Annotated in this window: 16 protein-coding genes; 9 read left to right on the top strand and 7 right to left on the bottom strand. The window is 65.5% G+C overall.

All coding sequences use genetic code 11. From position 1 onward, the window contains the following. Positions 1 to 23 precede the first annotated feature (23 nt). Positions 24 to 410 (top strand): hypothetical protein, encoded by a 387-nt coding sequence (locus tag RT456_RS08545; protein ID WP_313345131.1) that lies wholly within the window; start codon positions 24 to 26, stop codon positions 408 to 410. Between the two features lie 50 nt (positions 411 to 460). On the opposite strand, the gene ligD is transcribed toward RT456_RS08545, so the two are convergent. The 3 genes from ligD to RT456_RS08530 form a co-directional block, all read right to left on the bottom strand. Further along, complete coding sequence (ligD, locus tag RT456_RS08540) at positions 461 to 2,998, bottom strand: DNA ligase D (protein WP_313345128.1); 2,538 nt, start codon at positions 2,996 to 2,998, stop codon at positions 461 to 463. A 6-nt stretch (positions 2,999 to 3,004) separates the two neighbouring features. After that, positions 3,005 to 3,958, bottom strand: a complete 954-nt coding sequence (locus RT456_RS08535) for a Ku protein (protein WP_313345125.1) — start codon at positions 3,956 to 3,958, stop codon at positions 3,005 to 3,007. A 106-nt stretch (positions 3,959 to 4,064) separates the two neighbouring features. Further along, on the bottom strand, positions 4,065 to 4,463 hold the full coding sequence (locus RT456_RS08530; RefSeq protein WP_313345122.1) for a hypothetical protein: 399 nt from the start codon (positions 4,461 to 4,463) through the stop codon (positions 4,065 to 4,067). 164 nt (positions 4,464 to 4,627) lie between these two features. On the opposite strand from RT456_RS08530, the gene RT456_RS08525 reads away from it, so the two are divergent. Beyond that, positions 4,628 to 4,972 carry a hypothetical protein gene (locus RT456_RS08525; protein ID WP_313345119.1) on the top strand — a complete coding sequence of 115 codons (345 nt, stop codon included), beginning with the start codon at positions 4,628 to 4,630 and terminating at the stop codon, positions 4,970 to 4,972. 119 nt (positions 4,973 to 5,091) lie between these two features. Here the strand turns inward: RT456_RS08525 and RT456_RS08520 are convergent, their stop codons facing one another. Next, positions 5,092 to 7,227: a TonB-dependent receptor gene (locus RT456_RS08520; RefSeq protein ID WP_313345116.1), complete on the bottom strand. Its 2,136-nt coding sequence runs from the start codon at positions 7,225 to 7,227 to the stop codon at positions 5,092 to 5,094. Positions 7,228 to 7,376: 149 nt separating this feature from the next. On the opposite strand from RT456_RS08520, the gene RT456_RS08515 reads away from it, so the two are divergent. The 3 genes from RT456_RS08515 (at position 7,377) to RT456_RS08505 (ending at position 10,665) form a co-directional block, all read left to right on the top strand. Further along, positions 7,377 to 8,579, top strand: a complete 1,203-nt coding sequence (locus RT456_RS08515; protein WP_313345113.1) for an amino acid aminotransferase — start codon at positions 7,377 to 7,379, stop codon at positions 8,577 to 8,579. A 154-nt stretch (positions 8,580 to 8,733) separates the two neighbouring features. Next, positions 8,734 to 9,750, top strand: coding sequence for a class 1 fructose-bisphosphatase (locus RT456_RS08510; protein ID WP_313345110.1), 1,017 nt, complete (start codon positions 8,734 to 8,736; stop codon positions 9,748 to 9,750). Positions 9,751 to 9,954: 204 nt separating this feature from the next. Next, complete coding sequence (locus RT456_RS08505) at positions 9,955 to 10,665, top strand: 2OG-Fe(II) oxygenase (RefSeq protein WP_313345108.1); 711 nt, start codon at positions 9,955 to 9,957, stop codon at positions 10,663 to 10,665. A 23-nt stretch (positions 10,666 to 10,688) separates the two neighbouring features. Here RT456_RS08505 and RT456_RS08500 read toward each other — a convergent pair whose 3' ends face one another. Then, positions 10,689 to 12,047, bottom strand: coding sequence for a GlcNAc-transferase family protein (locus RT456_RS08500; protein ID WP_313345106.1), 1,359 nt, complete (start codon positions 12,045 to 12,047; stop codon positions 10,689 to 10,691). A gap of 585 nt (positions 12,048 to 12,632) precedes the next feature. Here RT456_RS08500 and RT456_RS08495 point away from each other — a divergent pair. Then, on the top strand, positions 12,633 to 13,139 hold the full coding sequence (locus RT456_RS08495) for a hypothetical protein (protein ID WP_313345103.1): 507 nt from the start codon (positions 12,633 to 12,635) through the stop codon (positions 13,137 to 13,139). A gap of 30 nt (positions 13,140 to 13,169) precedes the next feature. After that, complete coding sequence (locus RT456_RS08490; RefSeq protein ID WP_313345100.1) at positions 13,170 to 14,153, top strand: NAD-dependent epimerase/dehydratase family protein; 984 nt, start codon at positions 13,170 to 13,172, stop codon at positions 14,151 to 14,153. A gap of 183 nt (positions 14,154 to 14,336) precedes the next feature. Here the strand turns inward: RT456_RS08490 and RT456_RS08485 are convergent, their stop codons facing one another. Together RT456_RS08485 and RT456_RS08480 are read right to left on the bottom strand one after the other, a co-directional pair. Next, complete coding sequence (locus RT456_RS08485) at positions 14,337 to 14,828, bottom strand: hypothetical protein (protein WP_313345097.1); 492 nt, start codon at positions 14,826 to 14,828, stop codon at positions 14,337 to 14,339. Between the two features lie 245 nt (positions 14,829 to 15,073). Next, the gene (locus tag RT456_RS08480) at positions 15,074 to 16,120 is read right to left on the bottom strand and encodes a hypothetical protein (RefSeq protein ID WP_313345094.1); all 1,047 of its coding nucleotides are present in this window, start codon (positions 16,118 to 16,120) and stop codon (positions 15,074 to 15,076) included. A gap of 155 nt (positions 16,121 to 16,275) precedes the next feature. Here RT456_RS08480 and RT456_RS08475 point away from each other — a divergent pair, with 155 nt between their 5' ends. Next, complete coding sequence (locus RT456_RS08475) at positions 16,276 to 17,055, top strand: hypothetical protein (protein ID WP_313345091.1); 780 nt, start codon at positions 16,276 to 16,278, stop codon at positions 17,053 to 17,055. Continuing rightward, positions 17,033 to 18,727 carry a hypothetical protein gene (locus tag RT456_RS08470; RefSeq protein ID WP_313345088.1) on the top strand — a complete coding sequence of 565 codons (1,695 nt, stop codon included), beginning with the start codon at positions 17,033 to 17,035 and terminating at the stop codon, positions 18,725 to 18,727. The genes RT456_RS08475 and RT456_RS08470 overlap by 23 nt, the downstream gene beginning before the upstream one ends. Positions 18,728 to 18,731 lie beyond the last annotated feature (4 nt).

The raw sequence follows: 18,731 nt of genomic DNA, 5'->3' as shown, positions 1-18,731 counted from the left end.
AGTTCCGTTGCGGTTGAATGCCCATGTCCTCTGCCCTGTCGCTCGCCAAGACCGTTGTGTTGTCCGTGCTGTCGGTGGTGGTTGCGCTGTTCGTGCTGGGCATGATCAACGGCGCGGCGAGCTGGCTCGCAGGGTGGATCGGGCTGGGTGAAGGGGAACCGCGCCTGGCGTGGGACCTGGCCTGGACCCTCCTCGGTGGCGTGGCCGCCACCGCCTTCGCGGCGCGCTACGCACCGGCCTGGCCGTACGTGCACGGCGGCGTGGTGTGGGCGCTGATCGCGGCGGCATCGGTGTATGCCGCGTGGGACCTGGGCAATGATTTTCCGTTCTGGTTCGTCGTCGTCTTGCTGGTGTCGCTGCCGTTCCAGGCCGCCGGTATCTGGCTGGGGGCGCGGTATCGGCCGCGGTGAGGGTGTTCAGCCACGCATGGCGTGGCTGGGCGCGATGGTCGGTCGCCGGATTACACCGTCGGCAACGCCTGCCTGATCTGATCGATGCCTTCCCACGGGTCCTGCTTCAACTTCTGCGCCCGCTGCAACGCCTTCGGCAACGGGAATGCATCGGCGGCGGTGACCCGCCCCAGCTCTTCCCACCGCAACGGCACCGCCACACCGGCTGACGGCCGCGCGCGCAGCGACCAGGAACTCACGCTGGTCGCCCCGCGCGCATTGCGCAGCCAGTCGATGAAGATCACCCCGGTGCGCTTGGCTTTGCTCATGGTGGCCACGTAGCGGTCCGGTGCGTGTTCGGCCATGGCCTGCGCGAAGGCATCGCAGAAGTTTTTGGCCTGCGCCCAGTCGGCCTTCGGCGTCAACGGCACCACCACGTGCACGCCCTTGCCGCCGGACAGGCGCACGAAGCTTTCCAGGCCCACTTCCTGCAGGCGCGCACGCACGTCGCGGGCGGCGGCCTTGATCGCCGTCCAGCTCACACCTTCGCCCGGGTCCAGGTCGAACACCAGGCGGTCGGGATGTTCGGGGTCCGCCACCGTCGCGCCCCACGGGTGCAGCTCCAGCGTGTTCATCTGCACCAGCTGCAGCAGGCCTTCCACGTCCTCGATGTACAGGTAGTCTTCGCGGCCGCTCTTCTGTTCGAGCGGAATCGCCTTCACCGCGTCGCCCAGCCCCGTGCCGTGGTGCTTCTGGAAGAAGCACGGCTTGTCCACGCCATCCGGGCAGCGCAGCAGCGACAGTGGCCGCCGTGCCACCTCGGGCAGGATCCAGCGCGCCATCTGCCGGTAGTAGTCGGCCACATCGCCCTTGGTGAGCCCGGCCTTGGCGAACACCACCCGTTCGGGATGGCTGATGGTCACGTCGGTCGACGTGTCCGCGGAGGCCTTCGCGGCCGAACGCGATGTCGCCCGCGCGGGGATGCCGGTGGTACGGCGCGCCTTGGCCGGTGTTGCAGCATCCGGTGCCCCCAGGTCCTTCGCCTGCTTGTCCTCGCGCAGCCGCTTGAAGCTGGCCTGGCGCAACAACCCTTCCTTGGCCCAGCCGCGGAAGGCCACTTCGGCCACCAGCGTGGGTGTCACCCAGTGCACGCTGCGTGCGGTGAATGGCACATGCGAGGGCAGTTCAACCGCTGCGGTGTCGGTGGCCAGCGCCTTCAGCTGGCGATGCATGGTGGCCAGCCTGGCGTCGTCGAAACCCGTCCCCACGCGGCCCACGTAACGCAGCCCGGCCTTGTCAGGCGTGGCCATCAGCAGCGAGCCGAAGCCGCTGCGTGAGCCCTTCGGATCGGTATAGCCCACCACCACGAACTCATCGGTATTCTCGTGCTTCACCTTCACCCAGCTCGGCGAGCGCGTGTTGACGTAGGGCGCATCCACGCGCTTGCTGATGATCCCTTCAAACCCGGCCGTGCCGCTCGCCTCGAATACGGCCGGGCCATGGTCGAGCACGTGGTCGCTGTACGCGAGCGTGCCCGGGGTCTCGCCCAGCAGCGCCTTCAGCAGGGCTTTGCGATCCAGCAGCGGCGAGCGGCTGATATCTACACCGGCCACGCCAGGCATGTCGAACACCACATAGCGCAGCGGCTGTTTCGCGGTACCGTCGATCACCTTCTGCAGCGCAGTGAAATCGCTGCGGCCCTGCGCGTCGAGCACCACCAGTTCGCCATCCAGGCGCAGGTCGGTGACCGGCAGCGCGGCAATGGCCTGCACCACTTCCGGAAAATCATCGGTCCAGTTCAGGCCGTTGCGCGAACGCAACGCCACCGCGCCGTCGCGCACGTCGGCGAGCAGGCGGTAGCCGTCCCACTTGATCTCGTGCAGCCACGCATCGCCATCGGGCGCGGTGGCGCGGTGGTCGGTGAGCTGCGGCGTGAAGTCGTGCGGGTAGGGCGTGGCGCGCGCGTGCTCAAGCGCCAGCGCGCGTTTGTTCCAGCGCGCGTTGGCGTTGCGGCGTGTGGTGGGCTTGGGTGCGGCGTTGGATCTGGATGTGGCGCTGGGCGTTTTCGCCGCAGCACGCTTCGCCGGCGCTGGTGGCGCGTCCAGCAATGCGTCGGCATCGGCATCACGTGCTTCATCGTCATCGCGCTTGATCAGCAGCCACTGGTGCTGCTTGCCCTCCATCGCGGTGCGCACCAGCTTCCAGCCGCCCTTCAGCCTGCTTCCGTGCAGCACGAAGTCGAGCTTCCCGGTCGCGATCGCTTCCAGCGGATTGCCATCGCACGCCCAGGTGCCGTGGTCGTAGACATCGACGTGGCCGGCCCCGTAGTGACCCTTGGGAATGTCGCCCTCGAAGGTGGCGTACGACAGCGGGTGGTCTTCTACTTCGACCGCCAACCGCTTCTCGCCCACACGCAGCGACGGTCCCTTCGGCACCGCCCAGCTCTTGAGCACGCCATCGGCCTCCAGGCGGAAGTCGTAGTGGCGGGAACTGGCATGATGCAGCTGCACCACGAAGATCGGCCGTCGCGCCGCCGCACCGCGCCGCTCGTCATCGGGCTCGGGCGTTTCACCGAAGCGGCGCTTGCGCCTGTATTCCTGCAGCGACATGGCGGCTTACCCGGCCTTGCGCGTGCTGGTGCGCTTGGGGGTCGCTTTGCTGGCGGCCTTGGCGACCTTGGTCGCGGCCTTGGCGACCTTGGCCGCCTTCTTGGCCGGCTTTTGCTTCTTCACCACCTTGGACACCGCCGCGCTCTTCTTCGCCGGCGTGCGCTTCTTGGCATCCAGGCTCTTCTGCAGCAGCGACATGAAGTCCACCACGTTGGTGGCGGCATCCTCGCGCGGCGCGGGATCGTCTTCCACCGTGGTGGTGCCGCCCTTCTCCTTGATGCGCTTGGTCAGCACGGCCTGCAGGCGTTCGCGGAACTCATCGTGGTATTCATCCGGCTTCCATTCGCCGGACATCGATTCGATGAGCTGCTCGGCCATCTCCGTTTCCTTGCTGCTAATGCGGTATTCGGACAGCGAGCCGGTAGGCAGCTTGTGTTCTTCCGGATCCACCAGTTCCTGCGGGTAGCGCAGGATCAGCAGCACCAGAGCATGCTCGTGCGGCATCACCGCGCAGAGGTATTCGCGGGTACGCACCACCACGCGGGCGATGCCTACCTTGCCGGTACTGCGCAGCGTTTCGCGCAGGAGCACGTAGCCTTTCTCGGCCTTCTTGCCGGGCACCAGCAGGTACGGCTTCTCGAAGTAGCGCGGGTCGATCTGGCTGGCGTCGACGAAGCTTTCCACTTCCACCGTCTCGTGGCTTTCCGGCGCAGCGGATTTGATATCGCTCTCGTCCAGGACGACGTAACTGCCTTTGTCATACTCGTAGGCTTTGACGATGTCCTTCCACGGCACTTCTTCGCCGGTATCGGCATTGACCCGTTCGAACCGGATCGGCTTGCGGTCGCGCGAATCGAGCATGCGGAAGCTGAGGTCGGTCTTGCGCTCACCCGACATCAGCGACACCGGCACATTCAGCAGCCCGAACGAGAGGGTTCCGGTCCAGATCGGTCGGGCCATGGCGGCGCCACTCCACGTCGGAAAAGAGGGACGACAGCTGTACCGCGCAGTGTGTGAAACGCCTGTGTCCGCTGCGTGCAGGCCAGCTGCACGCGTGCCTGCCTGTTTACTGCACCAGGCCGTGCACCGCTGCAGCGGGCATGTGGTCAAGCGCCAGCCAGGCGTCTTCCACGATCGCGCGTGCCTGCACCCAGCCCAGCCGCGACTGCCCGCGCATCTGTTCCCAGTGCTCGGCCAGTTCGCCGTCGGTGTCGTCGTCGTTGCCGCGCGGCCAGTCTGCGTAGTGCGTGGTCAGCGCGAAGGAATACGCCGGGTACAGGTCCTTCCAGCTGCGCCGGCCGTGCGCGCGGCGGCGCTCGTAGTCGTTGCGCATGTACTGCAGGTAGTCCTGCGCCACTGCCTGCGGATCTTCGGCGCGCGCGCGGCGTCCCCGCCGTGCGTTCCGGTCCGGCTGCAGGTAGGCGTTGAACAGCACGGGTGCGGCACGGCGGTCCAGGCGGGGCATGGCACGTCTCCGGCGGTGGTGGGGGAGGCAGGAATAGCCCCGCCGCCGTTATCCAGACGTGACAGATCCGTTGGCATCCGCTGCGCTGCCTTCGTGCGGGCTTCACGGCAGATACCCACCGCGGGTGGGTACGCTGCAGGCTACCGCTCCCTGGAGACACTCCCATGCCACGCGACCCTCTGCGCGAAGCCACTGCCCCGGTCCCGGGCGAGCAGCGCGCCAAACATGACCTGCAGGACGCCGAAGACCGCGGCGCCGGCATGTCCTCGCCGGATGAGGCGGAGACGACCGGTGCGGACGATCACCTGCCCATCGCCGCCAGTTCCTCGCACGGTTACCGCGACCGCAAGGACCCGACGGGCGCCCCGGCACCGGCCATCAAGGAAAACGAGCACCAGCGCCGCGAGCGCAAGGAGCACGCCAGCGACAACCAGGATGAGGCGTTGGACGAGACGTTCCCGGCCAGCGACCCCACCTCGCCGTTCGTGCCGGCCAAGCCACCGCGCTGAATGGGCCTGTCGCGCGTGGCGGTCGCGCGGGTCCGGTTGTTCAGCCACGCAGGGCGTGGCTCTACGGACCGTTCGGCGTCTGCCGGTAGAGCCACGCCCTGCGTGGCTGTTCGCGCGCGTCAGCGCCACGTCCATTGCGCGCCCACGCTGTAACGACGGTCCGGCCCCGGCTCGAAGAAGCGCTGATTGCCGTCGTTGACGATCACCGACCCCACGTAGCGCTGGTCCAGGGCGTTGTCGATGCGCGCAAACACGCGCAGCCCGCCCTGCGTCGTGGTCCAGCGCCGCGCGGCTTCCAGGTTCAGCAGTGCGTAGCCCGGTGCGCGGTCGGTGGCCAGGTCATTGACCACCGTGTCGCTGGAGGCCACCACCTCGCCCGCCCACTGCCACTCGCCGGGGCGGTAATCCACCCGGCCAAACCACTGCTGCTCGGGCACGCCCGGCAGTCGTGAGCCCGCCGCCACCGGCGTGTTCGGGGTGGCACAGCCGCTGCCGGCGCACACCAGGTACGGCTCGCGCACCGTGGCCCGCACGTAGGTGTAGGCCAGCGTCGCGTCCACCTGCGCGCCCAACGGCAGCTGCAGGCTGGCTTCCACGCCCTGACGGCGGGTCTTCCCGATAGTGCGGTAGGTGCTGCGCCCGTTGGTGTTGCTGGCCACGGCCAGTTCGTCATCGGTGTCGGCGCGGAACAGTGCCGCGTCGAACGCCGCGCCCCCGGCACCGCGCCACTTGCTGCCCAGTTCCAGGTTGCGGCTGCGCGCCGCCGACAGGTCCAGCGCCAGCCCAGCCTGCCCATCGGCGCGGTAGCCCAGCTCGTTGAACGTGGGCGTCTCGAACCCGCGGCCTGCCGAGGCGTACACCCGCCAGGCGTCGCTGGGGTGGAACACCACGCCCGCCACCGGCGTGGTGGCGTCATAGTCGCGGCTGCCGCTGTCGTCCGGGTTGCGCCCGGTGATGTAGCGGTCGTCCGAACGGAAGCGCACCTCGCTGTGGCGCAGCCCAAGCAGCAGCGACCAGCGCGGCGCCCACTGCCAGAACGCCTGGGCGAACTGATCCACGTTGCGCACCCGGTCGCGCTGGTCGCGTCGCAGCGCGCCCCGCACGCCCAGGTCGTCGCCCACGAAGTTCTCGTAACCGCGCCGATCCTGCTGCTGCTGGTCGGCATTGGCGCCGATCACGAACTCCAGCGGCCGGCCGGCCCATTGCCCCTGCCAGGCCCAGCGCGCGTCCAGCCCACCGTAGCCGCCGTCCAGGTCGATCACCCCACCGGCATGCAGCGGATTGGCCTGCGGGCCGGGCGGAATGGCCAGGTACTGCTCCACGCTGCGCTGCCCGGCATAGCCCATCGCGCGCCAGGTCCGGGCCCCGTCGGTACGGGTGAAGACCAGCCCGGCCTGCCCCTGGCGCACCGATTTGCGGGTGTTGTACTGGCGGGCCACCGCCGTGGCCTGGCGGGGGTCCTGGCGCACCTGCTCGCGGGTGAGGCCCAGCGGGTCCTGCGCGTCGGGGGAATCGAAGTAGTTGAGCACCAGGTCCAGCTGGCCGCCGCCCACATCCGTGCCCAGCCGCGCGTTCACCGACTCGCGCCGCGCAGCGCTGTGGTCGCGCCAGCCGTCGGTACGGAAGTGGTTGGCCGCCACGTTGTAGCGCACGCCCCCCTGTTGACCGCGCAACTGGGCGCCCGCACTGAGCGTGGCGTCGCTGCCGGTGGCCAGGCGCAGCCGCCAGGGATCGCCCGGCGCCCCGTCAGCGCTCCAGACCTGCACCACGCCGCCGGAGGAATTGCCGTACAGGGCCGAGAACGGTCCGCGCAGCACCTCCACGCGCTGCGCCGACAGCAGGTTGGCATGCGAGAGCTGGCCCTGGCCGTCGGGCATGGTGGCCGGCACGCCGTCCACCAGCACCCGCACCCCGCGTACCCCGAAGGTGGACCGCGCGCCGAAGCCGCGGATCGACAGCTGGGTGTCCTGCGCCAGGTTCTGGCGGTCGCGGGCCACCACCCCGGGAATGCCGTTTAGCGCCTCGCTGACCTGGGCGAGGTTTCCATTGGCGTCGTCATCCATCCAGACCGTGCTGATCGACGCCGGCAGGTCCACGTCGGCCACCTGCTGGCCACGTGCCGCCTGGACCTGAACCGTGGGCAGGCGCTCGATGGGCGGCGCCGATGCGGTGGGGGTCTGGCCCTGTGCCAGGTTCGGCAGGGTTGCAGCCGACATCAGCGCGCAGCAGCACGCCAGCGGGGTGGGACGGAACATGCGCAGAGGGGTTCTCCTGAATCCGGGGGTCCGCACGCCATGGTACGGATCCAGACGTGACGGCGTCTGCCGCGCCCACGCCACGGCTTTGTTACGATGACTTCGTTTCGCGCAAACCTCCCCCTTCCGTCATCCGAATGAGTACCGCCGTGTCCTTCTTTGCAAATGTGGAACTGGTCCCAGGCGACCCGATCCTGGGCCTGACCGAGGCATACAACGCCGACAGCCGCCCGACCAAGGTCAACCTGGGCGTGGGCATCTACTACGACGAAAGCGGCCGCATTCCGCTGCTCCGTGCCGTCAAGCAGATCGAGCAGCAGCTGGCCAATGAAGCCAAACCGCGCGGCTACCTGCCGATCGACGGACTGCCCGCCTACAACCAGGCCACCCGCGAACTGGTCTTCGGCAAGGATTCGCCGCTGCTGGCCGCCGGCCGCGTGGCCACCTCGCAGACCATCGGCGGCAGCGGTGCGCTGCGCGTCGGCGCGGACCTGCTGCACAAGCTGCTGCCGCACGCCACCATCGCCATCAGCAACCCGAGCTGGGAAAACCACCGCGCGGTGTTCGGCGCGGCCGGCTTCGACGTTGTGGAATACAGCTACTTCGACCCGGCTACCCACGGCGTGGACTTCGACGCCATGCTGGCCGACCTGGGCAAGCTGCAGCCGGGCACCGTGGTGCTGCTGCACGCGTGCTGCCACAACCCCACCGGCGCCGACCTCACTGTCGCGCAGTGGAAGCAGGTGGCCGAACTGCTGAAGGAACGCGAGCTGTTCCCGTTCATCGACATGGCCTACCAGGGCTTCGACAAGGGCATCACCGAAGATGGCGCCGCCGTGCGCATCATCGCCGAGGCCGGCATCGACAGCTTCGTGGTGGCCAACTCGTACTCGAAGTCGTTCTCGCTGTACGGCGAGCGCGTCGGTGCGTTGTCGGTGGTCGCTCCGGACGCCAACGCCGCCAAGGCGGTGCAGTCGCAGGTCAAGCGCATCATCCGCACCATCTACTCCAGCCCGTCCAACCACGGCGCCGCGCTGGTGGCCGGCGTGTTGACCAGCCCCGAGCTGCGCCAGCTGTGGGAAGCGGAGCTGACCGAGATGCGCGAGCGCATCCACGCCCTGCGCCACGGCCTGGTGGACAAGCTGGTGGCCGCCGGTGCGCCGGAGTACGCCTTCATCAACGACCAGGCCGGCATGTTCTCGTACTCGGGCCTGACCCGCCCGCAGGTGGACCGCCTGCGTGACGAGTACGGCATCTACGCCGTCGGCACCGGCCGCATCTGCGTGGCCGCGCTGAACCAGGGCAACCTGGAGTACGTGGCCAAGGCCGTGGCGACCATCGCCAAGGGCTGAGCAGCGACAACGGTGAAATGAAGACCGGCCGCCTTGTGCGGCCGTTTTTCTTTCCGCACGCGCGCACCCTGAAACCGGTTACGTGTCCGGTTACCTCGTATTGCCTTGGCGAACGGGCGACAATACGGCCCCGAATATCGTTGGCAGCCCCTCCATGTCCCCCACCTCGCTGACCCGTTACCTGATTGAAGAGCAGCATGCCGGCCGCATCAACGCCGACCTGCGCCAGCTGATTGCCGTCGTCGCCCGCGCCTGCACCAGCATTTCCATCGCGGTCAGCAAGGGCGCACTGGGCGGCGTGCTCGGCGATGCCGGCACCGGCAACGTGCAGGGCGAAGCGCAGAAGAAGCTGGACGTGATCAGCAACGAGATCCTGCTCGAGGCCAACGCCTGGGGCGGCCACCTCGCCGCCTGCGCCTCCGAGGAAATGGACCACTGCCAGCCCGTGCCGGACACCTACCCGCGCGGCGACTTCCTGCTGCTGTTCGATCCCCTCGATGGCAGCTCCAACATCGACGTGAACGTCTCGGTCGGCACCATCTTCTCCGTCCTGCGCTGCCCGCCGGGCACCGAACAGCCCAACGACGCCAGCTTCCTGCAGCCGGGCACCAGCCAGGTGGCTGCCGGTTACTGCATCTACGGGCCCAGCACCCAGATGGTGCTCACCGTGGGCCACGGCACCCACGCCTTCACCCTGGACCGCGAAAAGGGCGAGTTCGTGCTGACCACGCCGAACATGCAGATCCCGGCGGACACCCAGGAATTTGCCATCAACATGTCCAACCAGCGCCACTGGGAAGCCCCGATGCAGGGCTACGTGCAGGACCTGCTGGACGGCAAGGAAGGCGCGCGCGGCAAGAACTTCAACATGCGCTGGATCGCCAGCATGGTCGCCGACGTGCACCGCATCCTCACCCGCGGCGGCATCTTCATCTACCCGTGGGACAGGAAAGACCCGTCCAAGGCCGGCAAGCTGCGCCTGATGTACGAAGCCAACCCCATGGGCCTGCTGGTGGAACAGGCCGGCGGCGCCGCCACCACCGGCCGCGAGCGCATCCTGGACATCCAGCCCGACCAGCTGCACCAGCGCGTACCGGTCTTCCTCGGCTCCCGCAACGAAGTAGCCGCAGCCACCCGCTACCACCGCGAGCACGACACCGCGCAGGCGTAGCCGGGTGTCGGCGACTGGCGCACCACCACCTGGGACGTCGCCGATTGGGGCGTCGCCGACTGGGTAGAGCGGACTGTTAGTCCGCTGTCGCGTTCCGCGACGCACGACACACCTCCAGACATCCCCCGTTGCCACACATGGCAACGGGGTGACATCGGTCCTCCCAGCGGTCACCATCGGGCTCAAACGCCCACGGATGACCCCATGACGGCCGAAACACCGCTCGACTTCATAGAAGTAATCCACAACGCACTACCCGCCGAAACCTGCGCCACCCTCCTGGCCCAGATGCGCGCCAGCGCACAGTTGCAGCCCGGCGAAGTAGGCAGCGGTGTATTCCCGGAACTCAAGCACAGCAAGGATCTCCGCATCAGCGGCCGCCCCGAGTGGCGCCAGGCGGAAATCCAGCTGCAGCAGGCGGTATTCAGCGGCGTTTTGACTTATCTACGCCGTTATCCACAGGCGCTGATCTCCCCGCTGATGTTGCAGGTACAAGACAACGATGGCAGCGCACGCCGCCTGAAGGCCGAGGATTTCCCCGGCATGGACGACAGCGCCCTGTCCGAACTGGCCCGCACCTGCCTGCGCCCGGGCGCCATCAACCTGCAGTGGTATGCGGCAGGCGAGGGCGGCTATCCCTACTGGCACTGCGAGCTGTACCCGCGCGACCCGGCCGGCGAGACCCTGCATCGGCACCTGCTGTGGACGCTCTACCTCAATGATGAATTCGAGGCGGGCGAAACCGAGTTCCTGTTCCAGGACCGCAGGATCGCCCCGCGCACCGGCAGCCTGCTGATCGCCCCCACCGCATTCACGCACACCCACCGGGGGAATCGGCCACAGGGTGGGGACAAGTTCATTGCGACAAGCTGGATCCTGTTCCAGAGCGCGGAGAAGCTGTATGGGGGTGGGTGAGGCCTATAGGGCAGCACCGGGCTTCAGTCCTGAATCTCCTGCGCGGCCACAGAGAAAAACTGCTGGGCATCAGGATGGCTCGTAATGGCCTCGATCACGAATGCCACGGGTAGGTGCTGGGGACCGGAGGAGTGCTCGTGCAGGAGCTCTACGGTGGATGTAGCAGTGAGTGTAGCGATGTCCAGGCGTGTGAGGTTCTTGATGACGATCGCGTCGCCGCACTCTGTCTCCATCGACACCTGAACGGAATCAAGACTAATGCTCTCATTTGGTTCGTACGAAACGACCACCCGCAGGGTGCGCTTGCAGATCAGCTCATTTTTCCAGTCGGCATCAGGTGCGGATCCAAGCGAGTCATCGGGCTCCGTCTTCACCAGGGCGCTCTTATGAATACCTCTATGGGTGAAGCTCAATCCCGCGTACCTTTCATAGTCGCGCAGCGTCCGCTCAACGCCCAGTTGGAAATCGTATCCGGCGCCTTCGTCTGACTCGCCTGACAATCCCAACAGCGACATCGCGCGCTGCGCAGACGCAGCCATCCTCTCGTCGACGGAACGCCCAACACGGCCGCGCACCTTCGAGTCATCCATGTGATCGTCCCAGACCTTCGGCGATGGAGTGCCGTAGTAGTGCCACAGCAAAGGCCGATGTGGGTGAAACATGTCGAAGCCGTGAGTGTACGCTCTGACCGTCATGACGATCTCTTCTGTAGCGAAGAAGTGGTGTGGATCCTGCGGAACTTCATTGACGAAGGCACCTTCAGAAAACACGAACCCGCCACTCATGAAGCGAGCACGCAATGGGCGGACTCGCGATTGATCTTCGGGAATCATCTCGGCCTTGAATCGAATGATCCCGTCTGCCGTGAACTTGTCAGCAAACATCACCGCGCCCCGCTCCTGACGACCCTCGGGATAGGTTTCCGGCCAGAACGCGGGTGGGTGGCCAGTCAACAGCGGCTTCGGCGAAACAGCCTTGAGTTCTTCCAGCATGCCGATCATCTCGCTGTCCCAGTCTTTGGCGAACCGGTGGTGTGCATCAATCTGAAGGTTGTACATCTCGCCCCGGTAGCGTTGCTGTGCAACGCTCCGCGCCCACCCAGCACCTTCTGCTTCCAGAAACGGAATATCTATCAGTTCAATCGCAACCCCGCGAATCACAAGCGAATGCACCAAGCGGTCTTCGTTGACCACGGTAGCCACCAACGCGATTCCGGCTGACTGAAATGCGTCGATGCCCTCCTCAGGCCCATGTTGCCAGCACACCACAACACGAATCCTGGAGGGGGACGAAGCCTGCTCGGCCAAGTCAAACAAGGTCGCTACGAGTTGCGGATCTCGGTAGCTCGGAATCTGTACGAATATACGGTGCTGATCTCTCATGCAGAAAGAATGCAATCGACAGCAGAGAGTGCTTTGCGACGGAAATCACATTTGCCTTAGCGTGCAGTGGATTTAGGACAAATACGAGTGTTGGATCCGACGCATCGATGAATGCTTGTTGGCGCTGGCAATTCGACCAGCGACATAGGGACATCCATGTGAGCACACGTGTTTTAAGCGGACTACTACTGGGTACGGGCCTGGCGGTCGCTACGGGAGAGTCATCGGCCGCACAGACCATGGATTACAACGGCTACAGGTATACCTGTCAGACACGCTGCGAGATATTGGTGAGAGATGGCACCGCCCGGGTCGTTGATGCTGCAGGTGGTGAGACTCACAGGCGAAGGCTGATGTCGACGCCCCCGCCGAACTGCAATCAAATCTGGATTTGTGAGGGGTGAGGCGGTGAATCAGCGGCGTACCTTGTTGAGTGATCGAAGAGATCTATTTGTGAGGCCTGTGGGCTGTGTGCTTTTCGCAGTAATGCTTCAGTGCGCGGGATGCTCGGCTGGAGGGTTGGAGACTGAAGCCCAGGCAAGGCATGAAGCTCGCTCAACCAACGAGCTGGCCGACCAGGTTCCTATGAACAGCCCGCTGCGCGGGACCTCGTCAGCGGGGTCTACCCTGCGGCCGATCTCGGCCTCGAATCCGGAAGCGACGGTCCCCGGAAATATGACTTACCTTCCAGCCGAATCTGCATTGGTCGAGCTGGACGGTATCTCGGCCAACATGACCGATCAGATCATTGAGTCGAGAGAGGCTTTCTCCAAAGCACTTCAGGAAATGAGCAACGACGAGAATAGGAGCATGGAAGCTCAGGACCTGGCCAAGCACTATCGCGATGCGTTTGAGCGTGCGGTTGGATCAAGGGGTGCCGTCGGGAACCTATCCTGCGGCCTCAGTGTCTGCATGGGATCTGTAACTGCCGGATCCGTAGCGGATCACGACGCATGGCTGAGCCGACTACACGATGACCCTGGTGCAGCCACGTATGGATTCATTGAGGCAATCGAAAGTACAGGTGATCACTTCCAAAGCCGGTTTGTTTTCTCAACCGATCCAGCGCTCAAGGCCATCATCGTGCACTGACAAAGGACCTCTTTTGCGTCGAGTCTGTGCATGTCGAGTGTGACGCCACCGGTGCTCGTGATTGGGGGAGCGGGGTACATTGGCAGCCACGTCGTACGTCTGCTATTTGCGGCAGGCCGAGACGTGGTCGTCGTCGATGACTTGAGCACGGGATCCGCCAATTGCGTGGCCGGATCATGGTTTTATGCCGGAGACTTGTTTGCTCCGGCAATGCTGACTCAGATTGTTGCTGAGCATTGCATCGATACGATCATCTATGCTGCCGCGACCCAACATGAGCTCCCATGTCCCACTACGGCGCATGCACGCCTGTGTGTTGAATCGCCCCTGGCAGCTGTGTTCAATACCGTCGTCAGGTCTGGCGTCTCGAAGGTGGTCTTTACGTCGACGTGCGCTGTGTACGGACCGTCCCGCGACGGATGCATTGTGGATGAGACGTGTCCGACAGTGCCGTTGAGCCCATACGGCGTCGACAAGCTCGCAGTCGAGCAGCACTTGTTGAACCTCTCGCGTGAGGTTGGACTCAGATGCGTTGTACTGCGGTGCTTCAACGTCGCCGGTGCATACCGGGGAGAAGGATTTTCCGGGACATCAGGGAATCCTGCGCGGCTTGTAAACGTCGCTTGTCAAGTCGCCGCTGGTCGCAGAGCCAACGTGCCCGTCTTCGGTTGGGACTTTCCTACGAAGGACGGAACAAGCATAAGGGATTACGCTGATGTGGATGACGTTGCCCGAGCACATGTGAACGCGGTTGACTATCTGAACGGCGGTGGGAGTTCAATTGTCCTGAACTGTGGGTCCGGACAGGGACATTCGCTCATTGACGTGGTGCGCGCAGTTGAGATCGAAGCCCGTGCGGCGGTTCCCCTGTGTCTGCTCGATCGCAGGCTTCAAGAGGTTCCTTTCATGGTGGCCAACATCGCGAAGATCCGGGAAACGCTGGGATGGGTGCCTCGTACTGACTCCCTCCTCTCCGTCGTCCGCAGCGCGCTCGCATGCGAGAGGGAAATCTGAGCCGCAGCGCCCTGCCGGAACGGCACCGCACGTGCCTGCTCCCATCGTCCATTCAACGACTTGCGAGACCCCGCGCGGCAGCTGGTGATCGCGCCTGCGGGGCAACAAAAGAACCAGCGACCAGAAATCGATGATGCTGAACACGCAGCAGAAGTTGAACCTGGACGGATCCGCGCCCTGTGGTCAGTTTTCCTGATAGTCGCTTTCATCGTAGCTACCCGCCACGGTGCAGGTCAGCTTCGCGGCGCCATCGTCGCTCAGCATGAGCTCGCCCATCGTGGTGGTACGCCCACCCTCCGCGTTGAGCTTCGCTGCCTTGCGTACAGCAGCCGAACCAGCGCCGATCTCGGCGGTGTAGCTTTCGCCCAGTTCGCCATCCGGGTCGATGAAGATGGATACGTCCCGCACCGGCAACCCGAACACCGCAAAGGGCGCAGGCGGCGTGATCGTCTTGATTCCACCGGACGCGTCGCGGGGCAGCGTCTTCCACGCCTTCGCGGCCGTATCAGGCTTTGCCTGGCACTCCAGCGCAGCCTGGACCGAAGGTGCGACGGCCTGCCATTGCGCGGCGTCGAGCGCGTGCGCCGCCGGGGCGGCCAGTGCGGCAAACAGCAGAGCGGTCAGGGTCGTCACTCGAGCGCCGCGACGATGCGGCATCCGTGGGGTCACGGTCATTGAAGGGCATTCCGTTTGCATGTGGGCTTCGGCGTCCCGGGAGCGCAATCTCCGCCTCCCAGGTAGGACAAGTCTACTGCCCAGGTATGACGCTCAACGCATCAGGCCGCCTGTTGGCGGCCTGATGGTTTACGTAGCTGCGATGCTCAGAAGAAGATCGCGTACAGGATCAACAGCGGAATCGGAACGCCAAGCGCCCAAAGCAGCAAGGTCTTCATGGCTGGTCTCCTTGGTAGTGGGTGGAATTACAGGTCACGGCGACGGCCGCCCCAGGTGGCACTCAGGCTGGCGAAGAACGCACCGATCAGCAGCGTGATGAACAGCCACAGCGCGGCGTAGGCGGTGGCCTTGCGGGCATCGTCCGCCACCTGCTTGGCCTTGTTCTTTGCGTCTTCCAGGGCGGCACGCATGCGCGTCTGGATGTCGGTGACGCGTGCCTCTGCCTCGGCCTGGCTCATGCCCGTCTCACGGGCGACCACTTGCGCCAGGTACTGCTTGTCGGCCGGGTTCAGGCCTTCCGACTGCAGGCTGGTGACGATGATGCGGTTGATCTCGGCGCGCACTTCGCGACGATCACCGCCCGGACCACGGCCCGGCATCGGACGCGGCGGCGGCGCGCTGCGTGGACCTGCGCCGGCGACCATCGCCGAGGGATCCACCGGTGCAGCCGGATCGGCCGGCGGCGGCGGTGCATCGACCGGGGTGGAGGCGCTGCGGAACAGCGAATCCACCCAGTAGTTCAGATCGCCCTCTTCGGTGCCCATGGCTGCTGCCCCTGCACCTGCCGTCGCGGCACCTGCGGTGGTTGCCGCCGCGCCTGCGGTGGCGCCGGCAGCTTTGACGCCCGTACCCAGGACGCCACCGATGGCCGACGTCAGCAGGCCTGCGGTAAGGAGCGTGGCCACTGCCCACGACACGAAGCCGTGGGCCGTGTCGCGGAAGTAGGTTTCGTCGCCATGGAGACGGGTCCACTTGGTGCGCAGTCGACCGGCGAGATAGCCACCGAGGCCGGACGCCGCCAACGCGGTAAGCGTCAACCAGACAATGCTGCCCCAACCGAAGGTTTCTTTGGAGACGCCCTCAAAGGACCACGGCGACACCGAGGACAGGCCCAGCCCGACCCCCAGAATCAACAGGATGAGCGACAGCGCCGCGGCGGCCACGGCACCGGCCAGGATCGCGCCCCACGACACCGCGCTCTCCGGTGCGGGTTCAATGACGGAGGTTTCGGTTACTACGGCGATGTCGGGCCCTAGTGGGCCTCGATCGGGGTAATCAATTCGGCTGCTCATGGAATATGCGCTCTACTTGGACGCTGCAACTGCAGCTGGCCATGAGAGGCTGCGCGAGCGGGCGTGAAATCGGTGAGACATGCGTTTTCACCTGATGTATGCGTTGCGGGCCGGATGACGTCGGCAGCAGACGTGTGGGCCGGTATCCTTTACCGATGCATGAAACACTCCTGCCCAATCGCCGTCGCCTGCTTGCTGGCCTTGCCAGCGCTCTATTGGTCTCTGCCTGCACGCAGAGCAGGGCGGAGCCGATCAACGCATCGCCGCCTGCACTGCTACCGCCGGAAGACGCCATCGCACCCACGGTGTTCCTTACCCTCACCAGCGCCACACGCAGCGCTTCGCAGCTGGAAGACGCGGTGCGGTCGATCCTGCTTCCCGTATTGGCGGAGGCGGGCGTAGCGCGTGCCAGCGGGCCGGGGGTGGGCATGATCCAGCTGTGGTTGGAGTTGGACCTGCGCGAGTTGGCGCCCTACGCGATGGATGTGGATGCAGGGCTGGCTGCACTGGCCGCAGCAGTGAATGGAACTGTAGCCCCTGTGCCGGGCCACCACCGCATGCAGGCGTGGGCATTGCATCGTCCGCAGACGCTGAAGGAGGTGAAGCCGCAGGAGGTCTCGCTGCTGTTGCCGGGCCGCGACTACGCGCCGCTGTCCGCACTGGGCAGCATGCAGTTCGCGCTCGCGCCGTTGGCATGGGCCGAGCAAGCGACGGTCACGGTGTTGCTGGAGTCCAATAGCCGCCTGGATGAGACCTTCCTGCAGCGCTGCGAGGCGGCACTGCTGACAGCTGGCACCACCGTTCCTGACGACCTTGAGATACAGCTCGGGCGGGTGGGCGAGTTCCTGAAGGCGGTGCCGGATGTGTATGTGAGAATGGCGGACAGCAACCAGGACGCGCAGGAAAGCTGCATTGCTACACTGCCTGGTTGTTGATGTGTTGAGGAAGGCAAGCCAGATGGATCTACCGGTACGTTTCCATACGATCGGCGTAATGGCGTTGCTTCTGGTTGCCGGAGTGTCGGCAGCGGAGGAATCAGGCCATGACGATGCGTCGGTGTACTACGTTCGCCACGCGATCAGCAGTGGCTTGGACGCGGGCGATGAAGTTTCGCAGTCGGGCTACTATCGCGCCACGCTGCAGGCATCGCCGCGCGGCGCGCCTCAGGTGCTGCTGGCCCCGCTCTGGATGCAGCGGGTGGATGCGGCAGGCAAGTCGCACTATCCGCTGGATCTCGAGCCCGGCAAGGACGACAGGCTCCTCGATGTGCTGCAGGACGGATTCGTCGCGCAGGTAACGCAGGAGGGGGAGTCCGGCCCGTTGCGGCCCGTGGATCAGAAGGCGTGGTCCACACTGGCGAAGAAGGCGCCGGCTGAGGCGGAGATCGTGCTGGCCGGTTACCAGGCACCCGGGCTGCGCCCGGTGGTGCTGCCACGAACCGTCGCCGTGGGCGACAGCATCAACAGCTGGCAGCGCATCGAGCCTTACGCGAGCTTCAAGGCGAAGCTGCGTGTGCTTGAGGTAACGCCCACGGCGGTGTTGATGGACATGACCATGGCAGCGGCTGGCGTCCAAGGCGAGGGACGGCTGGTGGTGCAGCGCGCAGACGGCATGCCGATCGAACTGCGGATGGAAGTAAGCCACGCGGCGACCAGGACGGCGCCGGCGTCCCTGCACCGTGTACATCTGGCCGACACGCGCCATGACCTCATGCTGCACATGGCCGAGGACCTGCAGAGCTATGTGGGGTACGTCGAGCAGATCAACCACCAGCTGCAACGCCCTCCTTTCAGCAACCCTTCGCCAGACGCTTCGGCGTACACGCAGCAGTCGGCAGCGTTGGCTGAGCTGGAGCAGTACATGGTGGGTGCCGGCGCTTTGCCCGCACTGGAGCCTTACATGGGCTCGCTGTGGATTCCCGCAGAGGATGGCAGCGGTCGATGGCTCGCCATCGGCGCCCGCGCCGCCGCAGCGGTGCGTCCGGGTGCGCGGCGTGTGCAGCATGAGCCTGTGCTGATGTCCCGCCTGCACGGTGTGGAGCTGCTGGATGCGCGCGGTGCGCCCATTGCCGGTCTGGAGGCGCAGACGGTGACGCGGACGCTGTTCTTCCCGGAAAAATACTCGGCCGCACAGAACGAGCTGAACTTCCCGTTCCATCTGCCGCTGGGGGCACCGCGTGCGCTGCTGGGTCAGATTGAGGCCGTGCGCATGTCGGTGGACGCCGAGGTTTACGCCTTCGAGACGTCCGAGACGCTGGCGACGGGCGAGCATTCAACGCTCAACCCGGATGCGACGGTACTGTGGCCGGCGGCGCATCGTGCCACGCTGGTGCAGGGCAGGCAGACATGGAAGGAGAAGACCGGTCTGTACAGCGTGGTCGTCCCGCTGGATGAAGACGGCAACGAGATGCCCTCGGAGCAGCTCATTGTCGCTCCGCTGAAACCCGCACAACCGACCCGGCTCGCCGAGGTGCCGCTGGCCTGGGAGAACAGCCTGATCCCGATTCGTACGGAGATCGCCACTGGCCGCCCCATCGCTCGCCTCCAGGTGCGGCACTACCGGTGGAGCTCGGTGCCCAGGACGTGGATATTCCCGATGTATCCGTGATCGC

The sequence above is a fragment of the Stenotrophomonas sp. genome (genome assembly GCF_032099025.1).
GTDB lineage: Bacteria > Pseudomonadota > Gammaproteobacteria > Xanthomonadales > Xanthomonadaceae > Stenotrophomonas.
This window is presented reverse-complemented; position numbering and strand designations above follow the sequence as displayed.